This window comes from Streptomyces sp. NBC_01214, assembly GCF_026340975.1.
Taxonomy (GTDB): domain Bacteria; phylum Actinomycetota; class Actinomycetes; order Streptomycetales; family Streptomycetaceae; genus Streptomyces.
The window spans coordinates 2046052-2061483 of the sequence record NZ_JAPEOS010000001.1; the positions used below are offsets into that span (position 1 = coordinate 2046052).

General features: G+C 71.6%; 11 protein-coding genes. 5 read left to right on the top strand and 6 right to left on the bottom strand.

Annotated elements, in window-relative coordinates:
• Positions 1-73 precede the first annotated feature (73 nt).
• Positions 74-1435: a glutamine synthetase family protein gene (locus tag OG594_RS09905; RefSeq protein ID WP_030717411.1), complete on the top strand. Its 1362-nt coding sequence runs from the start codon at positions 74-76 to the stop codon at positions 1433-1435.
• Between the two features lie 62 nt (positions 1436-1497).
• Here OG594_RS09905 and OG594_RS09910 read toward each other — a convergent pair whose 3' ends face one another.
• Positions 1498-2256 (bottom strand): hypothetical protein, encoded by a 759-nt coding sequence (locus OG594_RS09910; RefSeq protein ID WP_266597287.1) that lies wholly within the window; start codon positions 2254-2256, stop codon positions 1498-1500.
• A gap of 209 nt (positions 2257-2465) precedes the next feature.
• Between OG594_RS09910 and OG594_RS09915 the strand changes: the two genes are divergently transcribed.
• Both OG594_RS09915 and OG594_RS09920 read left to right on the top strand, forming a co-directional pair.
• Positions 2466-3005 carry a hypothetical protein gene (locus OG594_RS09915; RefSeq protein ID WP_266597289.1) on the top strand — a complete coding sequence of 180 codons (540 nt, stop codon included), beginning with the start codon at positions 2466-2468 and terminating at the stop codon, positions 3003-3005.
• 47 nt (positions 3006-3052) lie between these two features.
• A protein-coding gene (locus tag OG594_RS09920; RefSeq protein ID WP_266602755.1) for an IS5 family transposase occupies positions 3053-3852 on the top strand; the annotation gives its coding sequence in 2 pieces (ribosomal slippage) (positions 3053-3388 and positions 3391-3852; 798 coding nt in all).
• A gap of 33 nt (positions 3853-3885) precedes the next feature.
• Here OG594_RS09920 and OG594_RS09925 read toward each other — a convergent pair.
• Both OG594_RS09925 and OG594_RS09930 read right to left on the bottom strand, forming a co-directional pair.
• Positions 3886-5952: a PIG-L family deacetylase gene (locus OG594_RS09925; protein ID WP_266597291.1), complete on the bottom strand. Its 2067-nt coding sequence runs from the start codon at positions 5950-5952 to the stop codon at positions 3886-3888.
• 179 nt (positions 5953-6131) lie between these two features.
• Positions 6132-8690, bottom strand: coding sequence for a PIG-L family deacetylase (locus OG594_RS09930; RefSeq protein WP_266597293.1), 2559 nt, complete (start codon positions 8688-8690; stop codon positions 6132-6134).
• A 276-nt stretch (positions 8691-8966) separates the two neighbouring features.
• On the opposite strand from OG594_RS09930, the gene OG594_RS09935 reads away from it, so the two are divergent.
• The gene (locus OG594_RS09935; RefSeq protein ID WP_266597295.1) at positions 8967-11954 is read left to right on the top strand and encodes a bifunctional [glutamine synthetase] adenylyltransferase/[glutamine synthetase]-adenylyl-L-tyrosine phosphorylase; all 2988 of its coding nucleotides are present in this window, start codon (positions 8967-8969) and stop codon (positions 11952-11954) included.
• Between the two features lie 109 nt (positions 11955-12063).
• Here OG594_RS09935 and OG594_RS09940 read toward each other — a convergent pair whose 3' ends face one another.
• The 3 genes from OG594_RS09940 to OG594_RS09950 form a co-directional block, all read right to left on the bottom strand.
• Positions 12064-12846, bottom strand: coding sequence for a CAP domain-containing protein (locus tag OG594_RS09940; protein WP_266597297.1), 783 nt, complete (start codon positions 12844-12846; stop codon positions 12064-12066).
• 471 nt (positions 12847-13317) lie between these two features.
• The gene (locus tag OG594_RS09945; RefSeq protein WP_266597299.1) at positions 13318-13587 is read right to left on the bottom strand and encodes a hypothetical protein; all 270 of its coding nucleotides are present in this window, start codon (positions 13585-13587) and stop codon (positions 13318-13320) included.
• Between the two features lie 419 nt (positions 13588-14006).
• The gene (locus tag OG594_RS09950) at positions 14007-14492 is read right to left on the bottom strand and encodes a hypothetical protein (RefSeq protein ID WP_266597301.1); all 486 of its coding nucleotides are present in this window, start codon (positions 14490-14492) and stop codon (positions 14007-14009) included.
• Positions 14493-14625: 133 nt separating this feature from the next.
• Here OG594_RS09950 and OG594_RS09955 point away from each other — a divergent pair, with 133 nt between their 5' ends.
• Positions 14626-15351, top strand: a complete 726-nt coding sequence (locus OG594_RS09955; protein WP_266597303.1) for a dienelactone hydrolase family protein — start codon at positions 14626-14628, stop codon at positions 15349-15351.
• Positions 15352-15432 lie beyond the last annotated feature (81 nt).

Below are 15432 nucleotides of genomic sequence, written 5' to 3' on the forward strand. Positions count from 1 at the left end.
CTGGGCGCGCCCGACTGTGCCCCGACGGTCGAGGCGGTGGTGCACAGGCCGTCTGAACTGCGAGGATGAAGGCATGGACAAGCAGCAGGAATTCGTCCTCCGGACGCTTGAGGAGCGAGACATCCGCTTCGTGCGCCTGTGGTTCACCGACGTACTGGGCTTCCTCAAGTCCGTCGCGGTCGCACCGGCGGAGCTGGAGCAGGCCTTCGACGAGGGCATCGGGTTCGACGGCTCCGCGATCGAGGGCTTCGCGCGGGTCTACGAGTCCGACATGATCGCCAAGCCGGACCCGAGCACGTTCCAGATACTGCCGTGGCGCGCGGAGGCCCCCGGGACCGCCCGGATGTTCTGCGACATCCTGATGCCGGACGGCTCGCCGTCCTTCGCGGACCCGCGCTACGTCCTCAAGCGCATCCTGGCCAAGACCTCCGACCTGGGCTTCACCTTCTACACCCACCCGGAGATCGAGTTCTTCCTGCTGAAGGACAAGCCGCTGGACGGCACCCGCCCGGTCCCGGCCGACAACTCCGGCTACTTCGACCACACCCCGCAGAACGTGGGCATGGACTTCCGCCGCCAGGCGATCACCATGCTCGAATCGATGGGCATCTCGGTGGAGTTCAGCCACCACGAGGGCGCCCCCGGCCAGCAGGAGATCGACCTCCGCTACGCCGACGCGCTCTCCACGGCCGACAACATCATGACCTTCCGCCTGGTCATGAAGCAGGTGGCCCTCGAGCAGGGCGTGCAGGCCACCTTCATGCCGAAGCCGTTCTCGGAATACCCCGGCTCGGGCATGCACACCCACCTCTCCCTCTTCGAGGGAGACCGCAACGCCTTCTACGAGTCGGGTGCCGAGTACCAGCTCTCCAAGGTCGGCCGCTCCTTCATCGCGGGCCTGCTGAAGCACGCCGCCGAGACGGCGGCGGTCACCAACCAGTGGGTCAACTCGTACAAGCGCATCTGGGGCGGCTCCTCCCGCAGCGCCGGCGCGGGCGGCGAGGCCCCCTCGTACATCTGCTGGGGCCACAACAACCGCTCGGCCCTGATCCGCGTCCCGATGTACAAGCCGGGCAAGACGGGCTCCTCGCGCGTCGAGGTCCGCTCGATCGACTCGGGTGCCAACCCGTACCTCACCTACGCCGTCCTCCTCGCGGCCGGCCTCAAGGGCATCGAAGAGGGCTACGAACTCCCGGCGGGCGCCGACGACGACGTCTGGGCCCTCTCCGACGCCGAACGCCGCGCGATGGGCATCGAACCCCTCCCGCAGAACCTCGGCGAGGCCATCTCCCTGATGGAACGCAGCGAACTGGTCGCCGAAACCCTCGGCGAGCACGTCTTCGACTTCTTCCTGCGCAACAAGAAGCAGGAGTGGGAGGAATACCGGAGCGAGGTCACGGCCTTCGAACTCCGCAAGAACCTCCCGGTGCTGTAAGGGCAGGTCAGCGCGCGCGTCACTCCGGGCCGGTGGTCGACGACCACCGGCCCGGAGTCGTCTCAGAGGCCGTCGCGCTCTATCAGTGAGCCGTCAGGGGCCAGCGTGTAGATCCGTGGCGTGCCCATTCTTTCTGTGGCCTGCCGCAGAGCCGCTTCCTTTTCGGCGGGGTCGGGGGCGTGTGGGTCCGATATGCGAAAGCCGTGCAGTTCGATGCTGTCGGCGTCGACGTCCGCGGGCTCGGGAAGGCCCTCTTGGATGAAGCCGCAGAGCGAACGCAGTGCGTCTTCTCCGAGCTCCAGGGGGTGGAAGGGCAATGCGTACGGTTCCTCTTCCTCGCCAGGCCAAGGAATGACGTCCGCCGGGCGGTCCCCGGCCCAGTAGGGAAGCTCGAAGGAGAGCGGTTCCCCGATGTTCTCGATGATTCCGTCGTCCGGGGACAAGCTCAGGGAGCGGATGAGGCGTCCGTCCTCCCAGACGGCGAACGCCAGCCAGTCGACCACGCTGTGCATGGCATGCAGGACCAATCGTCGGCCGGCACTCGCTGCCACGAGGTGCTCGGGAAGCCGTGACGGGAAATCGATCATCACGCGCCGATCGCAGATGACCTCCACGCCCGGCCAGCTCGCCGCATACGTCGTTCCCTCGGGGGGATAGACGCCCTCCCCCAGGACCGAACCCCGAGCTCCTTCGATCTCACAGCCCGCATACAGGCGCCGCACCATGCGGGACGTTTGCTCCCAGTCCGCCGCACCCACCTGGAGGAGCAGGGCCGGCACATCTCCATCGGCATACACGAGCAGACCGGTCTTGGCTCCCAATGTTCCTCCCCCATCCGCAATGTCCCATCGTGGCTGCACCGTATCCGCCGGCTCTGACAGAGGTCATGGCCTTCGAGGTCCGCGAAAGCCTCTCCCGGTGCTGTAGCCGCAGGTCAGCGTGTGCGTCATCCGGGGTGGCGGCGCCTAGCATGTGGCTGTCGTCGGGTGCGACGGGTTGGCGGCGGGTCGTGCGCGGTGGAAGGGGTGGCGTGAGCAGGAGCAAGGGCTGGGGCGTGGGGGCGGCGGTCGTGGGGGTCGCGGTGTTCGCCGGGGTGCTCGTGGTCGGTGGGGCCGTGTTGGCTTCGGGGGAGGAGGACGGTCTCGACGGCAGTTGGGTGCGGGAGCCCGCCGGGGCGGAGGTCGCGGCCCGCGCCGGGGGAGATCCGTCGCGGGGCACGGTCACGGCGGAGCTCGCCGCCGCCGCGGCTGCGGCCGGGCTCGCCCCGGGTGACGCATTCCCCCCGGAGGAGGGCGAGCTCGCCGACTGCATCGCTGACTGGAGGGGCGACGGCCCCGCCGACGACGGCCGGCTGGCGGCCCTCGAAACCGCTCTGGAGGAACGCGGCTGGCAGGTCACGGCCCGCCAGGGCGGGCCCGCTCCGAAGGTGGCCCTCAAGAGCGGATCCTGGCGCCTGCAGTTCACCAACGGCGGCCTCCTCGACAACTTTTCGCTGGTGGCCACCCGATCCGGCCGCACCTGTGAAGAGGCCTTCCGCCGCGCCGAAGCGACCCGCGGCCCGCGCGGTTAGACGTCATCTCATTTGGAGGATTGGGTAGGCTGTCGATCGTGGTGGGGATTGTTGACCGGCTGGTGCCGGATGAGTTGTGGGTACTGTTCCAGCGGGTCGTGCCGGAGGCGCCGTCGCGACCGCAGGGCGGTGGTCGGCGTCGGCATGGCGACCGGGAAGTACTCGCCGCGATCGTGTTCGTTGCCACGTCGGGCTGTACGTGGCAACAGTTGCCGACGGCGTCGTTCGGGCCGTCGGGGGCGACGGCTCACCGGCGTTTTTCCGAGTGGAGCAAGGCCCGGGTGTGGGCCAAGCTCCACCGCCTGGTCCTCGACGAGCTCGGCGCCCGCGGTGAGCTGGACTGGTCCCGCTGCGCGATCGACTCGGTGAACATGCGGGCCCTGAAAAGGGGGACCTGACAGGTCCGAATCCTGTCGACAGGGGCAAGTTCGGATCAAAGATCCATTTGATCACCGAGCGGACCGGTCTGCCCCTGTCCGTCGGAATCTCGGGCGCGAACCTGCACGACAGCCAGGCCCTCGAACCCCTCGTCCGCGGCATACCGCCCATCCGTTCACGCCGCGGACGCCGACGACGCAAGCCCGCCAAGCTCCACGCAGACAAGGGTTACGACTACGCCCACCTGCGACGATGGTTACGCGGACGCGGCATCAAGCACCGCATAGCCCGCAGAGGCATCGAGTCCTCACAGCGACTGGGCCGCCACCGCTGGACCATCGAACGCACCATGGCCTGGCTCGCCGGCTGCCGCCGCCTCCACCGCCGCTACGAACGCAAAGCCGAACACTTCCTCGCCTTCGCCAGCATCGCCTGCACCCTCATCTGCTACCGAAGACTCACCAAATGAGATGACCTCTTAGTACGGAGGTCCCCGGCCGCCTCAGTGGACCGCGCGGCGCCAGGTGGGGCGGTTGGGGGTGGTGGGGGTCGTCGTCGTGTGGAGTTCGGCGTCCAGGCCCAGGACCGCCGACGTGATGGTGCCCGAGGGTTCGAGGACGGCCGACGGGGCGCCCGCGAAGAGCATGCCGGATTCGACCCATGCCGGGGGTCCGCCGAGGCCCGTGGTGCTGATGGTGCCGCTGTCCGCGCGGCCCACCATGAGGCGGCCCGCCGCGCCGACCGCGCCGTAGCCCGCGCGGCCGCCCGCCTCCGTGACGCTGGAGACCTGGGGCCGGACCGAGGGGCCCGCCGTGACCAGGGCGGTGCGGACGACGCCCGAGTCCGGGCGGCGGAAGAAGAGGCGGACGCCCGCGCCGTCCGGGGCGGCCGAGAGGGGGACCGTGGTGGCGGGCAGGCCCGTCGGTGCGGGGCCGAGCAGCGGGGTGTCCGGGGTGCGCTGGGTCCAGGCCAGGACGGACGTCGTGGTGGTCGCGTACACGTGGCGCCGCCCGGCCGCGTCGATCGCCGTCACGGGGTCGCCCTGCAGGTCCTCGCCGCCGAGCCGCTCCCACGGGGAGAAGCCGCCGTCCGGTTGTTGGGTGCTCGCGCGCAGGGTGCGCCGCGAGTCGCGGAGGTAGACGGTGAGCAGGCCCCGCGCGTCCACGGACGCCGCGGGCGCGCTGATCGCCGAGGTGCCCTCGTCGTCGGTGCGCTCCGGGGTGCCGAGCGACTGCCACGGGCCGAACGGGCCGTCGGGCGCGGGCTGGACGGCGTACACGACCTCGCGCCGGTACTCCGCGGGCGTCGAGCCGAAGGTGGTGCGGGTGGCGAGGACGGCGATGCGGCCGCCGGGGAGGCGGGCGGCGGTGGCGCCCGGGTCGATGCCCGTCCCCGGGATGAAGATCGGGCCCGCCCAGTCGCCGCCGGCGCTGCGGGACCAGTACGCGCCCTGGCCGTCCAGCGTCGCGAAGGCCCACAGGCGGCCGGGCGTTCCCTCGGTTAGCCAGGAGGTGTGGTCGGCGCGGGTGTAGCGCAGCGACTGGGCCCAGTTGCGCCCGGTCGGGTTGCCCGCGACCTTGCGGTCGCCGCAGCCCGACGGGCTGCCGCAGTAGTCCTGGTGGTCCTGCCAGGCGTAGGTCTTCAGGAAGCCGGTCTTGGTCTCGGCGGTCTGCGGGTCCAGCGCGTGCGGGAGGGTGCTGTTGTGGTAGCCGAGGTAGCTCTGGACCGTGAAGTGCGGGCGTCGGCTGACCTGGGCGGCGTAGGCGGCGGTGCCGGCCTGCACGAAGCGGGCCCCGTACATGTGGTCCTGGTGGTCGGTGTACCGGCCGGTCCCGTTCTCGCCGTACCGGTTCGGCGTCGGGTCCTGCATCCGTATCGTCGTCGGCCGGTAGCGGTCCAGGACCTCGGCTATCGCCTGGACGAGCTGGTCCTTCGTGTACGTGAACGGCTGCTTGACCGGGGTGCCGGAGCTGAGCTGGGCGTCGAGCGCGGGTATCCGCCCGTTCCACAGGCCGCGCAGGCTCTCGGGGGTGTCCCCACCGGTGCTGCGGGCCTCCCGCAGCATCAGCCACACCAGGTTGACCTGCGGCTTCGCCATGAGGACGTCGAGTTCGGCCTGCCCGCCCCCGACGGTGGGTATGACCGTACGCTTCCACGCGCTGGTGCGGTCCCCGGTGGCCATCTGTGCGTACGCGGAGCGGATGCCGTTCTGCCGGGCCTCCGCGTAGTGGGCGCGGTCGGCGGGCTGTTCGGGGTCGGAGGCGGCGCCGCCGCGGGCCTCGTTGCGGCCGTCGGACTCGCCGGAGGTGAGGTAGGCGGTGGTGACCTGGGTGCCGGACAGCAGGGACCGGCTGAGGTCCGGGTTCATGAAGAACAGGTCGTCGTCGGGGTGGGCGACGACCTGGACGACCGAACCGGCGGTGACGCTCGCGGGCCGGGCCGCGGCCGGGTTCTTCTCCTGGGTGGCTTGGGCGGTGGTCTGCTGGCCGCCGGCCACGGAGAGCACACCGGTGGCGCCGGCTGTCAGCACGGTGAGCAGGGCCGCGAAGCGGCGACGGGTCACGGGCATCGGGTCACGCCTCGGGTCGTTCTCGTCGGGAGAAAGCGTTGAACAGTCAAAGAGAGGCCGAATCAACGGACTTGGTTCACCGAATTCGCAGATGACCGGTGCTTTTCCCCGACAAAATGCGGACGTTGTTCGTCCCCTTATGGAGGCGACCCGGGCGGTGGGCGGTGGGCGGTGGGCGGTTAAGGGAACGGAGGCGCGTTGCGCGGGCCCACCGGCTGCCACGGCGCCAGGTGCGCGTTCGGAACGTCGGCCGAGGAGGTCACGTACAGCCGCGCGTCGAGCCCCACCACCGCCAGGCTGACCAGGTCCTTGCCGGTCATCGTGGAGGAGGGCGCGCCGACGAACATCAGCGGGGACCGTTCCCACGGCCGCCCCGGCCCGGCCTCCGAGCCCAGTTGGCCGCCCGCCGTGCGGCCCGCCAGTACGTGCCCGCTCGCCGTCACCGAGCCGAAGCCCTGGAGGCCGCCGAGGTCGGTCATCTGGCTCACCTTCAGCCCGCCCTCACCCGTGATCAGTGCGGTACGGACGTTGCCGGAGCCGGGCTTGCGGAACCACAGCCGCACCCCGCCCTCGCGGCCGTCCGCGGTCAGCGGGAGCGTGGTGTCCGGCAGCCCGGTGGCCGTGACCTGGCCCAGCGGGGCGCCCGGCTTCGGCTGTACCCAGCCCACCACCGACTTGGAGGTGGCGGAGAACACCATGCGCCGCCCGGCGCCGTCGGTCGCGGCGGCCGGGGAGCCGTGCAGGTCGGTGCCGCCGTACTTCTCCCAGGGCCCCCAGCTGCCGTCCGCCCGCTGCACCCGGCCGCGCAGGCTGGACGCGCCGTCGCGGACGTACGCCGCCAACTGGCCCGTGCCGTCGACCGATACGGCCGGCGCGCTGATGTCGGAGGTCCAGGTCTCGTCCGCGGTCTCGGGGGTGCCGAGCGACTGCCACTCCGTGAACTCCTCGGCCCCCGGCTGCTTCTGGACGACGTAGACGACCTCGCGCGTGTAGTCGGTGGGCTTCGCGCCGAAGGAGGTGCGGGTGCCGAAGGCGGCGATCCGGCCGTCCGCCAGGGTCACGGTGCTCACGGCCGGGTCCATGCCGGTGCCGGGGAGCAGGTCCGGGCCCTTCCAACGGCCGACGGGGCCGGGCCGGTGCCAGACGGCGACCTGGCCGTCGAGCACCTTGAAGGCCCACAGCCCGTGCTCCGCGTCGGAGGTCAGCCAGCTGGTGCTGGTGCCGCGGGTGTAGTTGATGGAGTCCGACCACCGGTTGCCGCCCGGCTGGTCGGAGACCTTGAGGTCGCCGCAACCGGCGGGACTGTTGCAGTGGTTCTGCTGGTCGAGCCAGGCGTAGGTGCCCAGGATGTCCAGCTTCTCCTTGGCCTCGTCCGGGTCCAGGGCGCTGGGGAGCGAGCCGTTTATGTAGCCGGCGTAGTTCTGCACCGCGAAGTGCGGGCGGTCCGTGACGTCCTTGGCGTAGGCGGCGGTGGCCATTTGTACGAACCGGGCGCCGTAGAAGTGGTCCTGGTGGTCGGTGTACCGCTTGGTGGTGGGATACCGGCCGGGGGTCGGGTCCTGGGAGCGGACGGTGGTCGGCCGGTACTGCTCCAGGATGCCGACGAGGGTCTGGACGACCTGGTCCTTGGTGTACGAGAACTTCTGCGTGACCGGGGTTCCGGACGCGAGCATGGAGTCCAGACGGGGAACCTTGCCGTCCCACAGGCCGTGCAGGCTGTCCGGGGCGTTGTCGTAGACGGTGCCGGCCTCGCGGAGCTGCAACCAGACGAGGTTGACCTGGGGTTTGGCGACCAGGACGTCGACCTCGGCGTGACCGCCGCCCTTGGTCGGGACGACGGTGCGCGTCCAGGGACTGCCGCGGTCGCCGGTGGCCATCTTGGCGTAGGCGGCGCGGATGCCGTTCTGGCGGGCCTCGGCGTAGGCGGGCTTGTCGGGCTTGGTGGTGGCCGCCTTGGCGGAGCCGGCGTTGATGCCGTCGGACTCGCCGGAGGTGAGGTAGACCGAGGTCACGGGGTGGCCGGCGGATATGGAGTACCGCAGGTCCGGGTTCATGAAGTACAGGTCGTCGTCGGGGTGCGCGATGACCTGGAGCACCCGGCCGGGGTCGGGCGGTTCGGGGGCGGGGGTGGGGGCCGCCTTCACGGGGACGGTGGGGGAGTCGAGGCGGTCGAGGAGTTCGTTGCCCCGGAGGAGGAGAAGGCTGCCGGCGGCGGTGACCACGCAGAAGGCGACGACCTTGACGAGGCCGGCCCGGCGGCGCCGGCGGGAGGAGCGGGCCCCGTCCCGGGCACCGCCCTTGCCGCGGGCGGCGCGGCGCGTCCGGCGACGGCCGTCGGTGGTTGCGGTGGCCGCAGGAGCCGCGGGAGCCGCGGGAGCTGCCGGGGCGTCCGCGGCTTCGGTGGACTCGACCGCGGCGACCGCGGCGGCCGGCTCGGCCGGCTCGGCCGGCTCGGCCAGGGCAGCCGGTTCTGCCGCATCGGCCGCATCAGCCGCATCGGCCAAGTCGGCGTGCGGCGGGGCCTGGTGGGCCTGCTGGGACGGGTGGGGGACCTGGTGCGGGTACGCGTACGCGTGTTGCTGCGGGTAGTCCTGCTGCGGGAACGCGTGCGCATGCTGCTGCGGGTAGTCCTGGTGCGGCTGTTGTGCCGGGTGGTGTCCCTCGTACCCCTGGTGCACCTGCTCGGACCACCAGGCCTGCGGATCCCGGGCCCCGGGGCCCTGCCAGGAGTCGGACACGGGGCTCCTTCCGGCGGGACGGCGGGGTGTACCCCAATGATGCGATGAATAATCCGATGATCGGAGAATTCTTGGCATCGTATGCGCGTTGAGTCGAACATTTGATCCGGACACGCCCAAATCTGCGCCGCGGCCCGGGCGGGACTCCGCCGACAGGTCCCAGGGCCTTAGGCTCAGGAGCAGAGCACGCCAGGACAGCGCAGACAGCAGTGAGCACCAGCGAGCACCGGCGAGCACTGGCAGGCAGTGGCAGCGACAACCGCGGGAGGCGGCGGGATGACGGTCCCGGGACGCAGGAGCAGCACCTTCATCCGGCTGCTCCGCAGCGGCTTCACCGCCCCCTCCGCCGCCGCCCGGCTGCTCGACGCCGACGCGCTCGCGGCCGTACGCGCCGATCCCGTGCTGCTCGACGCCCTCGGCGCGACCGCCGACCCCGACCTCGCCCTCCTCGGGCTCGTCCGGCTCGCCGAGGCCCAGCCCGACGGCGAGCTGCCCGGGCTCCTCGACACCCTCGTCAGCGCCAAGCCGCTGCGCGACCGGCTGCTCGGCGTGCTCGGCGCCTCCGAAGCCCTCGGCGACCACCTCGCCCGCCACCCCCGCGACTGGCTCGGGCTCGTCACCTACGAGGCCGCCGACCTGCATCCCGGACTCGCCGAGTTCGAGCTCGGCCTCGCCGACGCGCACGACCCCGTCGGCCTGCGCGTCGCCTACCGCCGCTGCCTGCTCTCCATCGCCGCCCGCGACGTCTGCGGCACCATCGACGTCGCCCAGACCGCCGCCGAGCTCGCCGACCTGGCCACCGCCACCCTCCGCGCGGCCCTGCGGATCGCCTCCGCCGCCGCCCCCGAGGACGCCGCCCTGTGCCGGCTCGCCGTCATCGCGATGGGCAAGTGCGGTGGCAACGAGCTGAACTACGTCTCCGACGTCGACGTCATCTTCGTCGGCGACGCGGCCCCCGGCGCCGACGAGGGCAAGGCCCTCCAGGCCGCCACCCGCCTGGCCTCGCACCTCATGCGGATCTGCTCGGAGACCACCGTCGAGGGCACCATCTGGCCCGTCGACGCCAACCTCCGCCCCGAGGGCCGCAACGGCCCCCTCGTCCGCACCCTCGCCTCCCACCTGGCCTACTACCAGCGCTGGGCCAAGACCTGGGAGTTCCAGGCCCTCCTCAAGGCCCGCGCCGTGGCCGGCGACGAAGCCCTGGGCGCCGAGTACATCGCCGCCATAAGTCCGCTGGTGTGGCAGGCCGCCGAACGCGAGAACTTCGTCGCCGACGTCCAGAAGATGCGCCGCCGCGTCGTCGACAACATCCCCGCCGCCCAGGTCGACCGCGAGCTGAAACTCGGCCCCGGCGGCCTGCGCGACGTCGAGTTCGCCGTCCAGCTGCTCCAGCTCGTGCACGGCCGCAGCGACGCCACCCTGCACTCCGGCACCACCCTCGACGCCCTGCACGCCCTCGCCGCCGGCGGCTACGTCGGCCGGGCCGACGCCGCCCAACTACACGACGCGTACCGCTTCCTGCGCGCCATGGAGCACCGCATCCAGCTCTACCGGCTGCGCCGCACCCACCTCGTCCCCGAGGACGAGAACGACCTGCGGCGCCTGGGCCGCTCCATGGGCCTGCGCACCGAACCCGTCGCCGAGCTCAACAAGGCCTGGCGCCGGCACGCCTCCGTGGTCCGGCGCCTGCACGAGAAGCTCTTCTACCGGCCGCTGCTCGACGCCGTCGCCCAGCTCACCCCCGGCGAGACCCGGCTCTCCCCGCGCGCCGCCGGCCAGCGCCTCGAAGCCCTCGGCTACGCCGACCCGGCCTCGGCCCTGCGCCACCTGGAAGCCCTCGCCTCCGGCGTCACCCGCAAGGCCGCCATCCAGCGCACCCTGCTGCCGGTGATGCTCGGCTGGTTCGCGGACTCCGCCGACCCGGACGCCGGCCTGCTGAACTTCCGCAAGGTCTCCGACGCCCTCGGCAAGACCCCCTGGTACCTGCGCCTGCTGCGCGACGAGGGCGCCGCCGCCGAGAACCTCGCCCGCGTCCTGTCCGCCGGGCGCCTCGCCCCCGACCTGCTGATGCGCGCCCCCGAGGCCGTGGCCCTGCTCGGCGACCCCGAAGGCCTGGAGCCCCGTACGCACGAGGCCCTGGAGCAGGAGGTCCTCGCCGCCGTCGGCCGCGCAGAGAACCCCGAGGCCGCCGTCGCCGCCGCCCGCGGCGTGCGCCGCCGCGAGCTCTTCCGCACCACAGCGGCCGACATCATCGGCTCGTACGGTACGGAGGACAACCCGGCCGAGGAGGACCACGGAGCCCTCGTCGACCGGGTCGGCGGGGCCGTCTCCGACCTCACCGCCGCCACCGTCGCCGGAGCCCTGCGCGCCGCCGTCCACAGCCACTACGGCGACACGCTGCCCACCCGCTTCGCCGTCATCGGCGTCGGCCGCTTCGGCGGCCACGAACTCGCCTACGGCTCCGACGCCGACGTCCTGTTCGTCCACGAGCCCCGCGAGGGCGTCGACGAGCAGGAGGCAGCCAAGGCCGCCCAGACCGTCATCGCCGAAATGCGCAGGCTGCTCCAGCTGCCCACCACCGACCCGCCGCTGCTCATCGACGCCGACCTGCGCCCCGAAGGCCGCTCCGGCCCGCTGGTGCGCACGCTGGCCTCCTACGCCGCCTACTACCGGCGCTGGTCCCTGACCTGGGAGAGCCAGGCCCTGCTGCGCGCCGAACCGGTGGCGGGCGACGCCGACATCGGCGCCCGCTTCATCGAGCTGATCGATCCGCTGCGCTACCCGGTGGAGGGGCTCCGCGAGGACGCCGTGCGCGAGATCCGCCGGCTCAAGGCCCGCATGGAATCGGAGCGGCTGCCCCGCGGGGCCGACCCGACCCTGCACACCAAGCTCGGCCGCGGCGGCCTCAGCGACGTCGAGTGGACCGTCCAGCTGATCCAGATGCGGCACGCCTGGGTCGAACCGGGCCTGCGCACCACCCGTACCCGCGAGGCGCTGGCGGCCGCCCACGCGGCCGGGCTGATCCCGACCGAGGAGGCGCAGATCCTGGACGAGGCCTGGGTCCTGGCGACCCGGGTCCGCAACGCCGTGATGCTGGTGCGCGGCCGGGCCGGGGACACCTTCCCGACCGAGGCCCGGGAACTCGCGGCCGTGGGCCGCTACCTCGGATACGCCGAGGGCACGGTCGGGGAGATGCTGGACGACTACCGTCGCATCACCCGCCGTGCCCGGGCGGTCGTGGAGGAACTCTTCTACGGCGCGTAGCCGGAAGTCGGGAGTCGGAAACCGGAAACCGGAAGTCGGGAGTCGGGAGCCGTGGTTCGACTCCCGACACTCCCGGCCACCGACTCCCGGCTGACCGGCCGGCGCGGGGTCAGCGCGCCGTGCCGAAGTCCTGCGTCCAGTAGTAGCCGGGCTGCGCCAGGCCGATGCCGATCTCCTTGAAGGAGCAGTTCAGGATGTTCTCCCGGTGGCCCTGGCTGTTCATCCAGCCCTCCATGACCTTCTCGGGAGTGCTGTAGCCGTAGGCGACGTTCTCGCCGTACGTGCTCCACGCGTACCCGGCGCGGGTGATCCGCGCGCCCGGGTCCGAGCCGTCGGAGCCGGTGTGGGACATGTTGCTGTGGGAGGCCATGTCGGCGCTGTGGTCCTGCGCGGCCTTCGTGAGCTTCGCGTTGAGGGACACGGCCTGGCAGCCGGCGGCGGCGCGCTCCTGGTTGACGAGCGCGAGGACCTGGGCGACGTCGCCGGAGGCCGGCGGGGCGGCGGCGGTCTTCGACGGCTGGGGCGCGGGCGCCTGCGGCTTCTTCGTGGCGACCGGCGGCTTCGCCGGCTTGGGCTGCGCGGGCGGCGTGCTCTGTACGATGGGCTGCGTGGGCTCGGCGGAGCTGCTGGGGGAGGCCTCGGAGGGGCTGCTGCTCGGCGCCCCGCTCGGGAGCGGTGCGTCCACGGGGGCCAGGGTGCTCGGAGTGGCCGACGGCGTGGACTGCCACTGCCACGGACGCTGCTGCTGGTGGCTCGCGGTCCGGATCCGGCCGTTGCCGTCGTCCTGACCGTCGAAGCAGGCCATGGCGGCCGTGGGAACACCCACGATGGCGAGCGCGCCGACGCCGATGACTATTTTCTTGTAGGACGTCTTCTTCCGATGCTTCTGCATGCCTGACCTCATTCAGTGATCGCGAAGCTTCCGGCGCCGGAATCACAGGGCGCCGAAGAGGCCGCCATTCTTAAAAGGCTCTGAATGGCCTGGCAAGTTTCCGCTGATCACAAGCCTGGGGCGGTCGGCACGCGGCTTGAAACGGGACCGTGATCGTGCATCATCACGATTTGGTCACTGCCGCAACCGTCTGATGGACGATCAGAAGCGGCTGTGACCTGGCCGGTCGAGGACGGGTTCACCGGTATCGCATATTCCGTTTCCGGCGGAGAGGGGAATGTCGATTCCAAAAGGGACAAATATCGAAATGTCGGCGGGTTAACGCTCCGTCAAGAAGGCCCATCGCCGACGGGCGTACCGTGACGCATGTCACTGTTTCGTGGTCGGGGCAGCGCGCAGCGCCCGTTTCCCCTCGAGTCGCCCTCGGCCTGCGCCGACGACGTACGGAGGGAAACGGGCGCTGCGATCGATCTACCGCGGTTCCAGGGCCGCGGTCCGGCAGGCGCCGTTCGCGGCGCCACCCGGCACCCCGGCCCCGGTCAGGCCGCTCACGCAGCCCTGGAGATCACCGCTCACGCCCTGCCGGCAGGCCGCCGTGACGGCGTCGGTGACCTCGGCGCCCGCCTGCGCGGCCATGTTCGTGCAGGCGGGGATGTCCGCGTGGGCGGCGGGGGCGACGAGGGTCGCGCCGGCGAGGGAGAGGAACAGGCCGGTGAGGACACCGGCGACACGGGTGGACATGTGCATGGGGACGTACCTGCTCTCCGAATTCGTCGCCGGCGGGTCCGGTCTCCCCGTACCGGACCGCTCGGCAGGGCTGCTTCCCCCTCGGCCGGTGCCGGATCGGCTTGTGCTGCTGCCTCGCGTCGGGGGTCGTGGGAAGCCGCCCATGGCACCCGCCTCTCGGGTCGGGGTGCTGCGCGGCTTGTGCGGGCGCGTGCACCGCCGCAGGCAGCTGCGGGGGCGCGCGCCTCCTCCCACCGTACGACTGGTGGCACGTCCCCACGACCGGGCGCCCGCGCGTGCGGCATCGGCGAAGGTGTGCGTGGCGCGTGGAACGGGGTGCGGGGCGGCTCTGAGGACGTGTGCCGCCGAGCCGCTGCGCGCATGCGGGGGCCGGGCCGGGCGCGCTGCACGGAGTCGCAGCCCTCCGCGTGCGGTCAGTACGGTGAACCGGGCCCAGGGGTCGTAGGGGTCGCGGGTTCTGCCAGATCCGGCGTGGCCAAGAGCATGGCCCCGATCTCCGCATCGCCTTCGTCGGCCGCCCATGCACGCAGGGACCGGAGCACGGCGTTGATGCTTTCGACGACATCGCGGAGCGGTGTCGTGGTGTCGGCGAGCACAGTGGGATTCGCCTCGTCCCGGTCGCACACGCCCGCCACCCGGACCAGACGCGGGCTGCCCGGTGCAGCGGCAACCGGGATCATCTTGACGAAGTACGAGCCGTCGAAGAAGTAGGCGTCCCGCGTCTCTCCCTTCAGCACCCCCTGCACGGCCGTGTGGAGCGAGCCGAAGACCGAGAGGGGGCTGTCGTGCCAACCGGACTCGGGGAAGTCAGTACCTCCCAGCCTCAGCCACACCACTCCAGCCGCGAACAACGGTCCCCGTACTTCCAGTGTCTCGACGGGGAGATTCAACTCGAACACGCTTCACGGCCTCCCTCAAGCCAACCCGACATCGCACGCCACACTAAGAAGCGGTTGGTACCGGACCTGGCCACTGTCCGCCAGCGGTGAACACCCGTCCGAGCGAACGTGCCGGTCACTACAGTCCAGTCGCATGACGACGGTCACCACGCGTGCAGTGGAGTATCCAGCCGACAACCTGACGATGATCGGACACCTCGCGCTCCCGGCCGGTGCCGATCGCCGGCCCGCAGTCCTGATCGGACCCGAGGGGATGGGACTCAGCGACGTCGAGCGCCGCCGGGCCGAGGCCCTGGCGGAGCTCGGGTACGTGGCACTGGCCTTTGACCTACACGGCGGGCGCTATCTGAGCGATCCCGAGGAGATGCTGGCCCGTTGCCTGCCGCTGCTCGCCGATCCCGACCGGATGCGGTGCATCGGCCACGCGGCGCTTGACGTGTTGCGCGCCGAACCGCGGGCCGACCTCGACCGCATTGCGGCCATCGGTTACGGCACCGGGGGCGCCATCGCGTTGGAACTCGGGCGCGACGGCGTCGACCTGCGCGCGATCGGGACGGTCAATGCACTGACCACGGGTCGACCGGACGAGGCGGCACGCATTCGCTGCCCTGTGTGGGCCGGAGTCGGTTCGGAAGACCCGATCATGCCGCCCGCGCAACGGGAGGCGTTCACCGCCGAGATGCAGGCCGCAGGCGTCGACTGGCGCCTCACGGTCTACGGCGGAGCCCTGCACGCCTTCCACCACCCGCCGGTCGACCACGCCGCGCCCCCCGGAGTCGGCTACCACCCGCGGCACGCACAGCGAGCTTGGCGCGACATCGTCGACCTGCTCGCCGAGTGCCTACCCGTAACGCAGTGATGCGGTAGGCCACTGACGCTCACTCATGCCCGCCATCCTCTTCTTCGTCCAGCTCCGCGCGGCCGGGTCACGTCACGCAGC

Coding starts and splice junctions, on each gene's coding strand:
- OG594_RS09925 (WP_266597291.1), bottom strand. CDS start 5,952: ATGCCCGTGACCCGTCGCCGCTTCGCGGCCCTGCTCACCGTGCTGACA.
- OG594_RS09945 (WP_266597299.1), bottom strand. CDS start 13,587: ATGTCCACCCGTGTCGCCGGTGTCCTCACCGGCCTGTTCCTCTCCCTC.
- OG594_RS09955 (WP_266597303.1), top strand. CDS start 14,626: ATGACGACGGTCACCACGCGTGCAGTGGAGTATCCAGCCGACAACCTG.
- OG594_RS09940 (WP_266597297.1), bottom strand. CDS start 12,846: ATGCAGAAGCATCGGAAGAAGACGTCCTACAAGAAAATAGTCATCGGC.
- OG594_RS09905 (WP_030717411.1), top strand. CDS start 74: ATGGACAAGCAGCAGGAATTCGTCCTCCGGACGCTTGAGGAGCGAGAC.
- OG594_RS09935 (WP_266597295.1), top strand. CDS start 8,967: ATGACGGTCCCGGGACGCAGGAGCAGCACCTTCATCCGGCTGCTCCGC.